Source organism: Gordonia sp. YY1 (genome assembly GCF_009872315.1).
GTDB lineage: Bacteria > Actinomycetota > Actinomycetes > Mycobacteriales > Mycobacteriaceae > Gordonia > Gordonia amicalis.
The window spans coordinates 229944-246592 of the sequence record NZ_WXYI01000004.1 but is presented as its reverse complement, the minus strand read 5'-3'; the positions used below and the strand labels follow the sequence as shown (position 1 = coordinate 246592).

Sequence of the window (16649 nt, the reverse complement as noted above, 5' to 3'; positions counted from 1 at the left end):
GCCGACTCCCCAGGGGGTCGGCCGTCTGCTCGACAGAACGGCGTGAAAACCGTCGTCAAGCACTAAAGTTGGCGGCGATGAACAGTACATCGATGGCGCGCGGGCGGGTGATCGTCGACGGTGGGGCGCCGCATCCGTTGGGCGAGTCCCCACGTATCACCCTGGGCCGCGAACCCGACAACGACATCGTGATCAACCATCCGATGGTGTCGCGTCGGCATCTCGCCATCGAATGGCGCGGAGCTGCCTGGTACCTCGTCGACATCGGTAGCACCAACGGCTTTTTCGCCGGTGGCCGGCGTATGGCGGAGCTCATGGTCGCCGGACCGACGCAGGTCCGGCTCGGGGACGTGAGCACCGGTCCGGTCGTCGACCTGGTGATCGACCCGGCCGCGTACCCGCCGCCGCCCGGCGGCCCGATGCCGTCACCCGGCCGGTCCGGTGCCTTCCCTCCAAGTCCGCGGTCGGCGGGCTTCGCCGCTCGCAGCCATCCGGGACCGAACATGCCGCCCTCGGGCCGCGTTCCGTCACGACCGCCGAGCGGCCCGTCTCGACCGGGCACGCCGGAGCCGATGCCCGCCGAGCTGCGCAACGCCCCGCATCTGCAGGCCCTGCAGCAGAACGTGTCCGCGGTCTACCGGCTGCCGGGCGCGCCCACTCCACCCGAGCGCGAATCGATCTCACTGCGCGGTGTACAGCGGATCGGCCGTACCCCGGACAACGACATCGTCGTCAGTGACGTCCTCGCCTCGCGTCACCACGCCCAGGTGTCCAGCCGCGGCGGGGTCCTGGTCATCGAGGACCTGGGCAGCGTCAACGGCACCTTCGTCAACGGCCGGCGAGTGAGCACAGCGCCGCTGTCCGACGGCGACGTGGTGACGATCGGCAACAGCGACTTCGTGGTGTCCGGCGGCACCCTCATGCGCGGCCAGGAGAGCGCCGCGGTCGCCGACGGTCTCCACGTGCACGGTGTGAGCCTCGTCGTCGACGGTGGCAAGCGACTCCTGGCCGACGTCGATTTCAGCGCCAGCCCCGGTACGCTCACCGCCGTGATCGGCCCGTCCGGCGCCGGCAAGTCGACCGTGTCGAAGATCGCCGCCGGCCTGAACTCGCCGACGAGTGGCCTCGTCACCTTCGAGAGCCGCAACGTCCACGCCGAATACGACGCGCTCCGTACCCGTATCGGCATGGTCCCGCAGAAAGACGTGCTCCACCACAAGCTCACCCTCCGGCAGGCGCTGCGCTACGCGGCCGAGCTGCGACTGCCGCCCGACCTGTCGAAGGACGACCGCGACCGGGTCATCGACGGCGTTCTGCACGAACTTCAGCTGACCGAACACGTCGACACCCGGGTGGAGAAGCTGTCCGGCGGACAGCAGAAGCGTGCATCGGTGGCGATGGAGCTGCTCACGGGCCCGTCGTTGCTGATCCTCGACGAGCCGACCTCGGGCCTCGACCCGGCCCTCGACCGCCAGGTGATGGCGACCCTACGACGCCTCGCCGACGCCGGCCGCGTCGTCCTCGTGGTCACCCACTCGCTCACGTACCTCTCGATGTGCGACCAGGTGCTGCTGCTCGCCCCGGGCGGCAAGACATCGTTCTGCGGTGCGCCCGCCCAGGTCGAGCAGGAGATGGGCACCTCCGACTGGGCGGAGATCTTCGCCTACGTCGCCGACCAGCCGGACGCCGCGCACACGCGCTACCTCGAACGGCATCGGCGCGCACCGAATCCACCACCGCCGCAACGTCCTCCCGGACCGCCGATACCGGTGCCGCACACCAGCTTCACCAGACAGGCGTCGACCATCGCCCGACGCCAGGTGCGGCTGATCTTCGCCGACATCGGCTACCTGGTGTTCCTCGTGCTGCTCCCGGTGGTCCTCGGTCTGCTGACGCTGGTCATCCCGGGGTCGAGCGGGTTCGCCCGGCTCGAGGTCATACCCAACGCGCCGCCGCCCAAGGACGGCGCCGAGGCCATTCAGATCCTGGTCGTCCTCGTCGTCGGTGCGGCATTCATGGGTGCGGCCCTGACGGTGCGCGACCTCGTCGGGGAACGCGACATCTTCGAACGGGAGAGAGCGGTCGGATTGCGTCCCGGCGCATACCTGTTCGCGAAGATCGTCGTCTTCTTCAACGCCGCGATCCTGCAGACGATCATCATGGTCGGCATCACGTTCGCCGGTCGCGGACTACCCGATCTCGGCGGACCGATCCTGCCGCCGCCGCTGGCCCTGCTGGTCGCGATCGCCGTATTGGCTTGTGTGAGCACACTTGTCGGACTCGCCATCTCCTCGGCGGTCAAGTCCAACGAGCAGGTGATGCCGCCACTGGTCATCGTGGTGATGGTGCAGCTGGTCTTCTGTGGCGGTCTGTTCAAGTTGGACGGGGCCGGCCTGCAGCAGCTCTCGTGGATCTTCCCGTCGTTCTGGGGATACGTCACCGCTGCCGGCAGCGTCGACCTCTACAACATCAACGTCGCCGCACCCCAGCGGATCACGCTGTGGGAGACGTCGATCGCCCACAGCGCGATCGCCTACGCCGTGCTTGCCTTCATCAGCATCCTGCTGCTGGCGTTCACCTACTCGCGGTTGCGTCTGAAGAAGCGCTGACGCACGACCCCACTGCTGCCTGAGGTGCGAGGAGCGCAAGCGAGGACTTCACTGCTGCCTGAGGTGCGAGGAGCGCAAGCGACGAGCCTCGAAGGCCCGGTGAGACGACGTCGAAACTCCTATCCGCCCGCCACCGGATACCGGACGAGACCGAGTTCGGCGTCGTGCGAGAGCTGTTCGTGGTGGGGGAGGACCCGCACCGTGTACCCGAGGTGACCCGACGCGGGCGGGGTGGCCAGATCCGAGAAGACCACGCGGCCCGACGGATCCCGGTCGCCCTCCGACTTCATGTCGATGATCGCGGGATCGACGATCTCACCGTCGTCGGTCACCCGGCCGAGCACCAGCTGGACCCGAAGGTGCTCGGGTGCGATCTCGCCGACCGCGACATGGGCGGACACACGCAGCAGCCCGTCCTCGTGTTCCTCGTCCACGCCCGCGACGACGACCGAGCCCCACCCGGTTTCCACCTCGCGGCGGTACTCCGCGAGATCGCGTGCTCCCGCATGGTCGTCGGCACAGGCCGCGACGTAGGCGGTCGCGGCCGGGCAGTACAGCTCGGTGGTGTAGTCCCGGACCATGCGTGAGGCCAGGACCTGCGGTCCCAGACGAGTGAGCGTGTGGCGCATCATCTCCACCCACCGCGTCGGCAGCCCGTTCTCGTCCCGCCGATAGAACAGCGGGATCACCGTGTCCTCGAGAAGTGCGTAGAGCGCCTCGGCCTCGAGGTCGTCGCGCCGGTTCTCGTCCTCGACGCCTTCGGCCGACGGGATGGCCCACCCGTTGTCGTCGTCGGCCATCTCGTCCCACCAGCCGTCGAGGATGGACAGGTTGAGTCCGCCGTTGAGCGCCGACTTCATCCCCGACGTCCCGCATGCCTCCATCGGCCGCACCGGGTTGTTGAGCCACACGTCGCAGCCGGCGTAGATGTGCCGGGCCATCGAGATGTCGTAGTCGGGCAAGAAGACGATGCGGTCGCGCAGTTGCGGATCCTCGGCGAAGCGCACCACCTCTTGGATGAGCGACTTGCCGCCGTCGTCGGCCGGGTGCGCCTTGCCCGCGATCACGAGCTGCACGGGCCGGTCGGGGTCGGTGAGGATACGGCGCATCCGTTCCGGATCGCGCAGCATCAGCGTGAGGCGCTTGTAGGTGGCTGCGCGGCGCGCGAAGCCGATGGTCAGCACACCGGGATCGAAGAGGTCGGCGGTCCAGGTGAGTTCGGCGTCGGTGAACCCGCGTTCGCGTCCACTGGCGTGCGCCCGGCGCCGCACCTCGGCGACGAGCTCGGCCCGCAACGATTCGTGGGTGGACCAGATGGTCTCCGACGGCAGTCCGGCATAGACCTCGGGCGCCGAATCCTCGTCACCGGCCGCGAAGTCGCGCCACACCCGCGACACCCAGGTGGGTCCGTGAACGCCGTTGGTGACGGCACCGATCGGCACATCCGCGACGTCGAACCCGGGCCACAGGTCGGCGAACATCTCCCGGCTCACCGCGCCATGCAGCTGTGAGACGCCGTTGCTGCGCTGGCCGAGCCGAAAGCCCATGTGCGCCATGTTGAACACGCCGGGGTCGGCTTCGTCGCCGAGCTCGGTGATCGTCGACGCGGGCAACCCGGGCAGCAGGCGCGAGATCCCGGAGTCGTCGGCGTCGAGATAGCGGTTCACCAGATCGGTGGGGAAGCGGTCGATCCCGGCCGGCACCGGGGTGTGCGTGGTGAAGATGTTCGATGCCCGGACGACGGCCTCGGCGGTGTCGAAGTCGAGTCCGGCGGCCACGTACTCCCGGATGCGTTCGGTGCCCAGGAATCCGGCGTGACCCTCGTTCATGTGGAACACGGTCGGCTCGTCCCGACCGGTGATCCGGATGTAGGCGCGCAGCGCACGTACACCGCCGATGCCGAGCAGGATCTCCTGCAGGATGCGGTGTTCCTGGTCGCCGCCGTAGAGCCGATCCGTGACGCCGCGGAGCTGGTCGTCGGTGTTGGCGGCGATGTCGGAGTCGAGGAGCAGCAACGGGATCCGGCCGACGTTCGCCACCCACACCTGGGCCGACAGCGTGCGTCCGCCGGGCATCGCGATCTCGATGACGACGGGTGCGTCCCCGTCGGTGAGGAGAGTGAGCGGTAGATCCCGCGGGTCGTTGACCGGGTAACGCTCCACCTGCCAGCCCTCGTGGTCGAGGCTCTGACGAAAGTAGCCGGACCGGTAGAACAGCCCGACGCCGATCAGGGGGAGGCCGAGATCCGAGGCGGCCTTCAGATGGTCACCCGCGAGGATCCCGAGTCCGCCGGAGTAGATGGGCAGCACCTCGGAGACACCGAACTCCATGGAGAAGTACGCGATCCCGGGCGGCACCGGATGGGTCTGCGCGTATCCGCCGAACCACTGCGGCGCGTCGAGGTACTCCTCGAGGTCCGCGTGGACCGCCGACACCCGCGCGCGGAAGTCCTCGTCGGCCGCCAGTTCGGTGAGCCGGGCCGGATCGACGTCGGCGAGCACCCGGAGCGGGTCGCCGGTCGCCTCCCACCGCTCGGCGTCGATCGTGGCGAACAACTCCTGGGTCGGCGGGTTCCACACCCAGCGCAGGTTGTGCGACAGGGGGCCCAGAGCGGCGAGTTCGGTGGGCAGCGGCACCCGAACGGTGAACCGGCGGAAAGCTTTCACGGCGACGACGGTACTGCCACCGGGCCCGCCCTGCGAGCGGGACGCTGTGGGCGTCTCCGCATCACCCTCTACCCTCGAAGCATGCAGCGAATCATCGGTACCGAGGTCGAGTACGGAATCTCCGCCCCCGGCGACCCGACCGCGAATCCGATCATGACCTCCACCCAGGCTGTTCTCGCCTATGCGGCGGCCGCCGGGGTGCCCCGGGCCAAGCGCACGCGCTGGGACTACGAGGTCGAATCCCCGCTTCGCGACGCCCGCGGCTTCGACCTCGGTCGCGGGTCCGGGCCGGCCCCGATCATCGACGCCGACGAGATCGGCGCTGCCAACATGATCCTCACCAACGGCGCCCGCCTGTACGTCGACCACGCCCATCCCGAGTACTCCGCACCCGAGGTGACCGACCCGCTCGACGCCGTGATCTGGGACAAGGCGGGCGAACGCGTCATGGAGGCCGCCGCGCGTCACGTGGCGAGCGTGCCGGGCGCCCCGAAACTCCAGCTCTACAAGAACAACATCGACGGCAAGGGCGCCTCCTACGGCACCCACGAGAACTACCTCATGGCCCGCGAGACACCGTTCACCGCGGTCATCGCCGGTCTGACCACGTTCTTCGCCTCGCGCCAGGTCATCACCGGCTCGGGCCGCGTGGGCATCGGGCAGTCCGGCGACGAGTCGGGCTACCAGCTGTCCCAGCGCTCCGACTACATCGAGGTCGAGGTCGGACTCGAGACCACCCTCAAACGCGGCATCATCAACACCCGCGACGAGCCGCACGCCGACCCGGAGCGCTACCGCCGGCTGCACGTCATCATCGGCGACGCCAACCTGGCCGAGACCGCCACCTACCTCAAGGTCGGGACCACCGCGCTGGTCCTCGACCTCATCGAGGCGGGCGTCGACTTCTCCGACATCGAGCTCGCCCGCCCGGTCCAGGCCGTGCACACCATCAGTCACGACCCGACCCTGACCGCCACGGTGGCGCTCACCGACGGTCGCGAGCTGACCGGTCTGGCCCTGCAGCGGGAGTACCTGGAACGCTGCATGAAGTTCCACGAGCAGGAGCACTCCGACGACGAGCGCGCCAAACACGTCCTCGAGACCTGGGCGGATGTGCTCGACCGCCTCGAACGCGACCCCATGGAGTGCGCCGACATCCTCGACTGGCCCGCCAAGCTGCGGATCCTGGAGGGCTTCCGCCAGCGTGAGGGCCTGTCGTGGTCGGCGCCGCGGCTGCACCTCATCGACCTGCAGTACTCCGATGTCCGACTCGACAAGGGGCTCTACAATCGCCTCGTCGCGCGCGGCTCGATGAAGCGCCTCGTCGACGAGAACGACGTGCTCGCCGCCATCCACGAACCGCCGCGCAACACCCGCGCCTATTTCCGCGGGGAGTGTCTGCGTCGTTTCGGAGCCGATGTCGCCGCGGCCAGCTGGGATTCGGTCATCTTCGACCTCGGTGGGGACTCGCTCGTCCGCATCCCGACCCTCGAGCCGCTCCGCGGGACGCAGGCCCACGTGGGCAAGCTTCTCGATTCGGTCAACTCCGCCGCCGAATTGGTCGACCAGCTGACGACCTGACACGCGCGTGGCATGTGCTTCGTTTCGCCCGAGTTGTCGCCGCCACAGGTAGTGTGGGACCACACGATTCCGAGGCCGATTCACCAGGGATCACCGCCCGGCGTAAGCCGGTGAGATCCCAGGGTCTTCAGACCCGATGGTGGTCGGTCGCGGGTAGCCCGCCAAGGGGCGATCGGTTTCAAGGAGGCAGCAGATGGCGCAGGAACAGACCAAGCGTGGTGGCGGCGGCGACGATGAGGGCGTTGGCCCCGATTCCGGTGCCGGACAGGAACGTCGCGAGAAGCTGGCCGAGGACACCGACGACCTGCTCGACGAGATCGATGACGTGCTCGAGGAGAACGCCGAGGACTTCGTGCGTGCTTACGTGCAGAAGGGCGGCCAGTGAACGACGGGTTCGGATCACTGCCCCCTTTCTCACAACTTCGTACGGGTTCCGCTGCCCTCAGATCCTCTCTGAGTGCGGACATCTCGTCGTTCACCGAATTCCTGCGGATGCACGCGCCCGAGCAGCTTCCGCAGGCTCAGGTTGATCGCGTGGGGTCCTTCGCGGGCGGCGCGGACGGCGCCGGAGACATCCCGCACGGCACGACGATCGTCGCCGTGTCGTATCCGGGCGGGGTGGTGCTCGCCGGTGATCGTCGCGCCACGATGGGCAACCTGATCGCGACGCGAGACGTCAAGAAGGTCTATATCACCGACGAGTACTCGGCGGCCGGCATCGCCGGCACCGCGGGTATCGCGATCGAGATGGTGCGGCTCTTCGCCGTCGAACTCGAGCACTACGAGAAGATCGAGGGCGTCCCGCTCACCCTCGACGGCAAGGTCAGCCGGCTCGCGACCATGGTTCGCGGCAACCTCGGGGCGGCCCTGCAGGGTCTCGCCGCCATCCCGCTGCTCGTCGGCTACGACATCGACCACGAGGATCCGACCGAGCGTGGCCGGATCTTCAGCTTCGACGTCGCAGGTGACCGGCACGAGGAGTTCGGCGGCTACACCGCGATCGGTTCCGGATCGGTGTTCGCGAAGTCCTCGCTGAAGAAGCTCTACCGCTCCGATCTGACCGCCGGCGAGGCGCTCGCGATCGCGGTCGAGTCGCTCTACGACGCCGCCGACGACGATTCGGCGACCGGCGGACCCGACCTGGTGCGCAAGATCTTCCCGATGGCCGCCGTCGTCGACGCCGAGGGCGCGCGGGAGGTGGACGCGACCGAGATCGAGAATGCGGCGCGGGCCGTCGTCGAACGCCGGACCGCCGAGCACGAGGGAGGTGCCCGATGACCTTCCCGTACTACGCCAGTGCCGAGCAGATCATGCGCGATCGCTCGGAGCTCGCGCGCAAGGGCATCGCGCGGGGCCGTTCGGTCGTCATCCTGACCTACGCCGACGGCGTGCTGTTCGTCGCGGAGAACCCGTCGAACACCCTGCGCAAGACCAGCGAGATCTACGACCGCATCGGCTTCGCCGCGGTGGGCAAGTACAACGAGTTCGAGAGTCTGCGCAAGGCGGGCATCCAGCTCGCCGACATGCGCGGCTACAGCTACGACCGCGCCGACGTGTCCGGTCTGTCGCTGGCGAACACCTACGCCAACGCATTGGGCAGCGTCTTCACCGAACAGCCCAAGCCGTTCGAGGTCGAGCTCTGCGTGGCCGAGGTCGGCCGGGCGGGCAAGCCGAAACAGTCTCAGCTGTACCGCATCTCCTACGACGGGTCGATCACCGACGAGACCCGGTTCCTGGTGATGGGCGGCGCGACCGAACCGATCGCGGCGGCTCTCAAGGAGAGTTACGCGCCCGACATGCCGCTCGCCGAGGCGATCGGGGTCGCGGTCCGGGCACTCGCCACGCCGGCCGACTCCGGAAACGGCGCCCCGGCGTCGCCGCGGGAGCTGACCGCCGGTGACCTCGAGGTCGCGATTCTCGATCGCAACCGGCCGCGACGGGCGTTCAAACGCCTGACCTCCGCCGCGGTCGAGGAACTCCTGCCGACGGCCGAGACCCCCGCCGCCGATGCGTCGGCGCAGGATGCCCCGGCGGACGACACCACTTCCGGCGGGGACACTTCCGACGGATCGAATTAGAACGCGACGAAACGCGGTCGGCCTGGCTGTTATGGCCGGTCGACCGCGGGTCCCGCGAGTAGGGTTGATCAAGTGCAGCGACGAATCATGGGCATCGAGACCGAGTTCGGTGTCACGTGCACCTTCCACGGTCATCGGCGGCTGAGTCCTGACGAGGTCGCCCGGTATCTGTTCCGCCGGGTCGTGTCGTGGGGCCGCTCCTCGAACGTCTTCCTGCAGAACGGCGCACGGCTGTATCTCGACGTCGGGTCGCATCCCGAGTACGCGACTGCCGAGTGCGACAGCCTCATCCAGTTGATCAACCACGACCGCGCCGGCGAACTCGTCCTGGAGGATCTGCTCGTCGACGCCGAGCAGCGTCTCGCCGACGAGGGCATCGGTGGCGACATCTACCTGTTCAAGAACAACACCGACTCCGCGGGCAACTCCTACGGCTGCCACGAGAACTACCTCGTCGTGCGGGCGGGGGAGTTCTCCCGGATCTCCGACGTGCTCCTGCCGTTCTTGGTGACCCGACAGCTGATCTGCGGCGCCGGCAAGGTGCTGCAGACCCCGAAGGCCGCCACCTTCTGCCTGTCCCAGCGCGCCGAGCACATCTGGGAGGGCGTCTCCTCGGCGACGACCCGGTCGCGTCCGATCATCAACACGCGCGACGAGCCGCATGCCGACGCCGAGAAGTACCGACGCCTGCACGTCATCGTCGGCGATTCGAACATGTCCGAGATGACGACGCTGCTCAAGGTCGGATCGGCGGCACTGGTGCTCGAGATGATCGAGGCCGGCGTGGCGTTCCGGGATTTCGCCCTGGACAACCCGATCCGCGCCATCCGCGAGGTCAGCCACGACCCCACCGGCCGGCGTCCCGTCCGTCTCGCGGGCGGACGCCAGGCCAGCGCTCTCGACATCCAGCGCGAGTACCACGCACGTGCCGTCGAGCACCTCACCAACCGTCGTCCCGATCCCGAGATGGACATGGTCGTCGACCTGTGGGGTCGCATGCTCGACGCGGTCGAGGCCGACGACTTCGCCAAGGTCGACACCGAGATCGACTGGGTCATCAAGCGCAAGCTGTTCCAGCGCTATCAGGACAAGTACTCGATGGAGCTGTCGGATCCGAAGATCGCCCAGCTCGACCTCGCCTTTCACGACATCAAGCGCGGACGCGGTGTGTTCGACGTCTTGATGCGCAAGGGACTCGTGGCCCGCGCGACCACCGACGAGGCCATCAAGACAGCGGTCAACGAGCCGCCGCAGACGACCCGCGCCAAGCTGCGTGGTGACTTCATCTCGGCGGCGCAGAAGGCCGGCCGCGACTTCACCGTCGACTGGGTGCACCTCAAGCTGAACGACCAGGCCCAGCGCACCGTGCTGTGCAAGGACCCGTTCCGCAGCGTCGACGAGCGGGTCGACCGGCTGATCGCATCCATGTGAGCGTGCCTCCGCACGGCCCGATCGGCGACGATCTAACCTGACGCAGTGGCCACTCCCAAAGTCGAGCGACTGCTCAATCTGGTGATCTGTCTGTTGTGGACGCGGCAGTACGTCACCGCCGAGTACATCCGACGCAATGTCGCCGGCTACCAGGACGGCGACAAGTCCGACGAGGCGTTCAACCGGATGTTCGAGCGCGACAAGAACGAACTGCGCGACCTCGGTATCCCGCTGGTCACCGGCCGTTCGCCGATGGCGGCGGGCGCCGAGGGATACCGCATCGACCGGGACACCTACGAGCTGCCCGACATCTCCCTGGACTCCGACGAGGCGGCCGCGATCGCGATGGCCGCCGCACTGTGGGACACCCCCGAGGTGTCCACGCTGTCGCAGACCGCGATCCTCAAACTCCGCGCCGCCGGCCTCGACGTCCGCTCCGAGGACGACCTCGGCATCACCGCGGGCGGCTCGTCGCGCTCGATGGGTTCCGAACAGGTCATCGCCGGACTGCTGGCCGCGATCCAGGCCAGACGGGCCGTCGAGTTCACCCACCGGTCGTCGGCGACGGCAACCCCCGCGGCCCGTCGAGTCGAGCCGTGGGGAGTGGTGTCGCACCGGGGTCGCTGGTACGTCGTCGGTCACGACCTCGATCGCGCCGCCACCCGTACTTTCCGGTTGTCGCGGATCTCGTCGGTGACCCCGGTCGGCCCGGCCGACGCCGTCGTGGTGCCCGTCGGCACCGACCTCCAGCAGATCGTGTCCGCGGCGGTCGACTCCGCGGCGGGCACCGATGGACGTACCGCCGGTATCTGGGTGGCCGCGGGCCGTGCCGCGGGTCTGCGCCGGGCCGCGACGTCGTCGGAGCCCGGTGACCTCGATGGTGAGCCAGGCGACGTGTTGACCGTCGACATCCACTCACTGTCCGCGGTGGCGCGCATGGTGCTGGGTGTGGGTCGGGACGCGGTCGTCCTCGACCCGCCGGAACTGCGCGACCTCGTCATCGCCGGCCTGGACCGGCTGGCGGGGGTGAACGCCTGATGGCCGGTGCACAGCCGTCGCGCCTCAACCGGCTGCTGGCGATGGTCCCGTATTTCCAGGCTCGACGCGGCATCTCGATCGAGCAGGCCGCGCGTGAACTCGGCGTCACACAGACGCAGCTCACCAAGGATCTCGAACTGCTCTTCGTGTGTGGGCTCCCCGGCTATTACCCCGACGACCTGATCGAGCTCGAGTTCAGCGAGGGCTTCGTCAACGTGGGGTTCACCGCGGGTATGGACCGGCCGCTCCGACTCACCACCGTCGAGGCCAGCACGCTGCTCGTGGCACTTCGTGCCCTCGTGGAGACGCCCGGTGTCGTCGACGTGGCCGCCGCGCGGCGTGCGATCGCCAAGATCGAGGAGGCGGTGGGTGCCACCGCCGTGCCCGGCCTGTCCGGCGCCGGCCCGGAATCGGAGTCGGCGCCGGGGGAGAACCCGACCTTCACGACCGTCCGTGAGGCCGTGCGGCGGGCACGCGCGCTCCGGCTGAATTACTACTCGGCGAGCCGGGACAGCGTCACCGAACGCGTCGTCGACCCGATTCGCCTGCAGGTGATGGATCAGCACACCTACCTCGAGGCGTGGTGCCGGATGGCCGAAGGCGTGCGGCTGTTCCGCTTCGACCGCATCGACACCGCCGTCGCCCTCGACGAACCGAGCAACCCGCCGGCCGAGGCCGAGTCGTCGTCGCAGTCGGTGCTGGTCCCGGAGAATCCGGATCTACCCGCGGTCGAACTCGACATCGACCCCGATCACCTGTGGATCCTCGACTACTACCCGGTCGAGCCGGTCACCTCGATCTCCGACCGCGATCCACAGGCACCGGTTCGGGCCCGCATGGTCTACGGTTCGCCGGAATGGCTCACCCGCCTCCTGCTCGGGTTCGGCGGAGCGGTCCGCGTCGTCGACGACCCCGGGGTCGCGGCGGCGGTCGTCGAATCGGCGGCGAGCGCTCGCGAACGCTACCGCTGACCGGCGGTCCACCCCGCGCGGGCAACTCGGGTAGCATTGGCCTCGGTCTGGATCCGATCTGAAGGGTGATCTCATGGGCTTCACTTCGTGGTGGCACTGGGCGATCGTCGCCGTCGTGCTGCTGATCCTGTTCGGCTCGAAGAAGCTGCCGGACGCCGCCCGAGGTCTCGGACAGTCGTTGCGCATCTTCAAGAGTGAGGTCAAGGAGATGCAGAAGGACGACAAGCCGACCGATACGACGGCTAACCCCGACGCTACGCAGCGTGAGCTGCCGCCGGCCGACACGACTCAGCCGGGCACGCCGTCGAACTCCGACGTCAAGAAATCGGCTTAGGGGCGCGTCGGAGAATCCGAGTGCGCATTCCCTTCGACCCCCGCAAACGCAAACGCAAACTCAATCCCGACGGCACGATGTCGTTGGTCGAGCACCTCTATGAGTTGCGTACGCGTGTGGTCATCTCGCTGCTGGCGATCGTGGCCACCACCATCGTCGGCTTCATCTGGTACAGCCACGGCTTCCTGGGTGTTCCGTCGCTCGGCGACATGCTGCGCGGGCCCTACTGTGACCTGCCGCCCTCGTCGCGAGCGACCCTGACCGCCGACGACTCGTGCAGGCTCCTCGCGACCGGTCCGTTCGATCAGTTCATGCTTCGGCTCAAGGTCGCGCTCACCGCCGGCGTCGTCCTTGCCTGCCCCGTGTGGATCTACCAGGTCTGGCAGTTCATCACGCCCGGTCTCCACGACAACGAACGCCGCTACGGACTCGTTTTCGTCACCCTGGCGACGTCTCTCTTCGTCGCCGGCGCCGTGCTGGCCTATCTGGTGGTCGCCAAGGCGTTCCACTTCCTGCTGACGGTCGGCAACGAGGTCCAGGTCACCGCCCTGGCGGGTGATCAGTACTTCGGCTTCATGATCAATGTGCTCGTCATCTTCGGCGTGAGCTTCGAGTTGCCGTTGCTGATCGTGGCGCTCAACGGCGTGGGAGTCCTCACCTACGCCCGGTTGAAGCAGTGGCGCCGTGGACTCATCTTCGCCGTCTTCGTCTTCGCGGCGGTGGTGACCCCGGGCCAGGATCCGTTCACCATGCTCGCGCTGGCAGTGGCGCTGACGGTGTTGATGGAGTTCGCGATCCAGTTCGCCCGCATCGTCGACCGGCGTCGTGGCAAGCGGGCGCCGAGCTGGGCCGGACTCTCCGACGACGAGGCGAGCCCCCTGCCGCCGACCCGCCCGGTCTCGCCGCCGTCGCCGGTCGCGACCTCGGCCGCCGGAAACCCGAACGCCACTCGCACGTCGACACGGGCACACGAGACATTCGACGACGTCCTGTGAGTCAACTCGACGCGTTCACGTCGCGGCTGGAATTCGGACTCGACCCCTTCCAACGGCGGGCCTGCGAGGCTCTCGAAGCCGGGCACGGTGTTCTCGTCTGTGCGCCGACCGGCGCGGGCAAGACGATCGTCGGCGAATTCGCGGTCCATCTCGCGCTCGCCGGGGGCACCAAGTGCTTCTACACCACCCCGATCAAGGCGCTGAGCAATCAGAAATACGCCGACCTCGCCGCGGTGCACGGGCACGAGTCGGTCGGTCTGCTCACCGGTGACAGTTCCATCAACCCCGACGCGCCGATCGTCGTGATGACGACCGAGGTCGTGCGGAACATGATCTACGCCGAATCCCGCGCCCTCGACGGCCTCTCGCATGTGGTGATGGACGAGGTGCACTTCCTCGCCGACCGCTTCCGCGGTGCGGTCTGGGAAGAGGTGATCCTGCACCTCGAACCGTCCGTGCGCGTGGTGAGCCTGTCCGCGACCGTCAGCAACGCCGAGGAGTTCGGCGACTGGATCCAGACGGTCCGCGGCGACACCTCCGTCATCGTCGACGAGCACCGGCCGGTCCCGCTGTCGCAGCACATGCTGGTCGGACAGCGGATGTTCGACCTCTTCGACCCGGCCGACCGCGATCCGGCGCATCGCAAGGGATCGCGTCCGCGGGTGAACCCGGAACTCAAACGGCACATCCGCCATCGCATCCTGCTCGCCGACGACGAACGGGAATCGTCCCGGGGCCGAGGTCGCCGAGGCGGCGGGGAAGTCTCACGCCGCCGTGACGGACGAGGTCCGCTGCTCTCACGGCCCAACCTCGTCGCCCGCCTCGACCGTGAGGGGCTGCTGCCCGCGATCGGGTTCATCTTCTCCCGGGCGGGCTGCGATGCCGCTCTGGCGCAGTGTTTGCGGTCGGGAATCGCGCTGCTGACACCCGAGGAGGTCGCCGAGGTCGACGCCGTCGTCGACCGGCGCCTCACCGAACTCTCACCGAGCGATGCCGACGTGCTGGGTGTCCAGGAGTGGCGTGAGGGTCTCCGCCGCGGCCTCGCATCGCACCACGCCGGAATGCTCCCGACCTTCCGGCACGCGGTCGAAGAACTCTTCGTCCGGGGACTCGTGCGCATGGTGTTCGCCACGGAGACACTGGCGCTCGGGATCAACATGCCGGCCCGGTCCGTTGTCCTCGAGCGGCTCGTCAAATACAACGGTGAGTCGCATGTCGACCTCACCCCCGGCGAGTTCACCCAGCTGACCGGCCGCGCCGGACGCCGCGGGATCGACATCGAGGGTCACGCCGTCGTGGTGTGGACACCCGAAGTCGTCCCCGAGGAGGTCGCCGGCCTCGCGGGTGCCCGCACCTTCCCGCTGCGCAGCTCGTTCTCGCCCGAGTACAACATGGCGGTCAACCTGCTCGGCCGTCTCGGTCTCGACGGTGCCCGCGAACTCCTGCACCGCTCGTTCGCGCAGTTCCAGGCCGACCGATCGGTGGTCGGACAGGCCCGCAAGCTCCACGAGTCCCAGCGTGCACTGCGCAAACTCGACGGCGAGCTGGCCCGCGCCGCGGAGGCACGAGGGCTGGAACCGGGCGGAGCGGACGCCACCGGCGAGCCCGCGGCAGGCGACTCCGAGGCGTATGCGGGGTTCCTCGGTTATGTCACGCTTCGCGAGGACATCCGTCGCCGCGAGCGAGACCTGAAGTACCGCAGGCGGATCGACACCGAGGACACGATCGTCGCCGATCTCGCCGCTCTCAAGCGCGGCCACGTCATCGGCGTACCGCTCGGACGCCACCGCGGTCTCGCGGTGATCGTCGAACCGGCCACCCAAGCGGCCGATCCCAAGCCGCTGGTGCTCACCGAGGATGCCTGGTGCGGGCGGATCGGGCTGCGTGACTTCGTCAATCCGCCGGAGGTCCTCGGCAATATGCGGTTGCCGAAGAACGCCGACCGCCGGACGGGTCGCGGACGCCGTGACCTCGCGTCGGCGTTGCGGTCCACCGGGATCGAGATGCCCCGCGGTCGATCGAAGAAACGCGCCGACGCCGCCGACGACACCGAACTGGCCCAGATGCGCCGCGCCCTGCGTGCCCATCCCGCGCACCAGATCCCGAACGGCGACGAGCTGTTCCGCCTCGCCGAGAAACGCAACCGTCTGCTCCGCGACATCGTCAACGCCGAGCGCAGCATCGGCGAACGCACCTCGACACTCGGCGTCACCTTCGATCACATCGTCGGTGTCCTCAGCGAGCTCGGGTACCTCGAACGAGTTCGCGAGGCGTCCGAATCGACCGGGCACACCATGCGGGTGACCGACTCGGGCAAACTGCTGGCCCGCATCTACAGCGAGAGCGATCTCGTGGTGACCGAGTGCATCCGTGCCGGCGTCTGGGATGACCTGTCACCCGCCGACCTGGCCGCGGTCGTCGCGGCCCTGGTCTACGAGAGCCGCCGCGACAGCTACGGCGGTGTGGATGCCCTCCCGGGTAGCACCTCGCTGCGTACGGCGATGGCCGCGACCGTCGACATCTGGTCGAAGGTGACTGCGGTCGAGTCGCGTCACCGCGTCAGTCCCACCCGGGAACCGGACACCGGTTTCTCGCTCGCGGTGGCGACGTGGGCGTCGGGCCGCACGCTCAGCGAAGCCCTTCTCCTCGCGGGCGAACGGGGCCAACTGCTCTCGCCGGGCGACTTCGTCCGGTGGAACCGCCAGGTCATCGACCTTCTCGAACAGATCCGGCTCTGCGTCGGAACAGACACTCGTCTCGGTGGGACCGCGCGGTCCGCGGTCCGGGCGATCCGCCGGGGTGTGGTGGCAGCGGAGCTCGGCTGAGCCCGTCGGTCCACCAGACGACGCCCGGGAGCGCCCCGTGCAAGGTTGACTGATAGTCGTCTGTGCCTGAGGTAACGTTCATCCCGCATTCGGTGTCGGGGTGCGATTTGCCGGCACTGCG

At 68.3% G+C, this 16649-nt stretch carries 12 protein-coding genes; 11 read left to right on the top strand and 1 reads right to left on the bottom strand.

The features are described from left to right. The first annotated feature begins 92 nt into the window (after positions 1-92). Positions 93-2609, top strand: coding sequence for an FHA domain-containing protein (locus tag BPODLACK_RS08130; RefSeq protein WP_024498063.1), 2517 nt, complete (start codon positions 93-95; stop codon positions 2607-2609). Positions 2610-2728: 119 nt separating this feature from the next. Here BPODLACK_RS08130 and glgP read toward each other — a convergent pair whose 3' ends face one another. After that, on the bottom strand, positions 2729-5275 hold the full coding sequence (gene glgP, locus BPODLACK_RS08125; protein WP_024498062.1) for an alpha-glucan family phosphorylase: 2547 nt from the start codon (positions 5273-5275) through the stop codon (positions 2729-2731). Between the two features lie 81 nt (positions 5276-5356). Here glgP and dop point away from each other — a divergent pair, with 81 nt between their 5' ends. From dop to BPODLACK_RS08075, 10 genes are all read left to right on the top strand, one after another. Further along, complete coding sequence (dop, locus tag BPODLACK_RS08120) at positions 5357-6856, top strand: depupylase/deamidase Dop (RefSeq protein WP_024498061.1); 1500 nt, start codon at positions 5357-5359, stop codon at positions 6854-6856. Positions 6857-7049: 193 nt separating this feature from the next. Continuing rightward, complete coding sequence (locus tag BPODLACK_RS08115) at positions 7050-7241, top strand: ubiquitin-like protein Pup (protein ID WP_004019064.1); 192 nt, start codon at positions 7050-7052, stop codon at positions 7239-7241. Further along, positions 7238-8134 carry a proteasome subunit beta gene (prcB, locus tag BPODLACK_RS08110; RefSeq protein ID WP_024498060.1) on the top strand — a complete coding sequence of 299 codons (897 nt, stop codon included), beginning with the start codon at positions 7238-7240 and terminating at the stop codon, positions 8132-8134. The genes BPODLACK_RS08115 and prcB overlap by 4 nt, the downstream gene beginning before the upstream one ends. After that, entirely contained in the window at positions 8131-8934 is an 804-nt protein-coding gene (gene prcA / locus BPODLACK_RS08105) for a proteasome subunit alpha (protein WP_024498059.1), read from the top strand. The genes prcB and prcA overlap by 4 nt, the downstream gene beginning before the upstream one ends. A gap of 72 nt (positions 8935-9006) precedes the next feature. Beyond that, positions 9007-10365: a Pup--protein ligase gene (gene pafA, locus BPODLACK_RS08100; RefSeq protein WP_005200010.1), complete on the top strand. Its 1359-nt coding sequence runs from the start codon at positions 9007-9009 to the stop codon at positions 10363-10365. A 45-nt stretch (positions 10366-10410) separates the two neighbouring features. Next, positions 10411-11403, top strand: a complete 993-nt coding sequence (locus BPODLACK_RS08095; protein ID WP_024498058.1) for a helix-turn-helix transcriptional regulator — start codon at positions 10411-10413, stop codon at positions 11401-11403. Beyond that, positions 11403-12374 carry a helix-turn-helix transcriptional regulator gene (locus BPODLACK_RS08090; RefSeq protein ID WP_024498057.1) on the top strand — a complete coding sequence of 324 codons (972 nt, stop codon included), beginning with the start codon at positions 11403-11405 and terminating at the stop codon, positions 12372-12374. Before BPODLACK_RS08095 ends, BPODLACK_RS08090 begins: the two co-directional genes overlap by 1 nt. A 73-nt stretch (positions 12375-12447) precedes the next feature. Further along, positions 12448-12708 (top strand): Sec-independent protein translocase subunit TatA, encoded by a 261-nt coding sequence (gene tatA / locus BPODLACK_RS08085; RefSeq protein ID WP_024498056.1) that lies wholly within the window; start codon positions 12448-12450, stop codon positions 12706-12708. A 20-nt stretch (positions 12709-12728) separates the two neighbouring features. Then, positions 12729-13703 (top strand): twin-arginine translocase subunit TatC, encoded by a 975-nt coding sequence (gene tatC, locus BPODLACK_RS08080; RefSeq protein ID WP_159405063.1) that lies wholly within the window; start codon positions 12729-12731, stop codon positions 13701-13703. Further along, entirely contained in the window at positions 13700-16528 is a 2829-nt protein-coding gene (locus BPODLACK_RS08075) for a DEAD/DEAH box helicase (protein WP_159405062.1), read from the top strand. Before tatC ends, BPODLACK_RS08075 begins: the two co-directional genes overlap by 4 nt. Positions 16529-16649: the final 121 nt, after the last annotated feature.

Coding starts and splice junctions, on each gene's coding strand:
- BPODLACK_RS08130 (WP_024498063.1), top strand. CDS start 93: ATGGCGCGCGGGCGGGTGATCGTCGACGGTGGGGCGCCGCATCCGTTG.
- dop (WP_024498061.1), top strand. CDS start 5,357: ATGCAGCGAATCATCGGTACCGAGGTCGAGTACGGAATCTCCGCCCCC.
- BPODLACK_RS08115 (WP_004019064.1), top strand. CDS start 7,050: ATGGCGCAGGAACAGACCAAGCGTGGTGGCGGCGGCGACGATGAGGGC.
- prcA (WP_024498059.1), top strand. CDS start 8,131: ATGACCTTCCCGTACTACGCCAGTGCCGAGCAGATCATGCGCGATCGC.
- BPODLACK_RS08090 (WP_024498057.1), top strand. CDS start 11,403: ATGGCCGGTGCACAGCCGTCGCGCCTCAACCGGCTGCTGGCGATGGTC.
- tatA (WP_024498056.1), top strand. CDS start 12,448: ATGGGCTTCACTTCGTGGTGGCACTGGGCGATCGTCGCCGTCGTGCTG.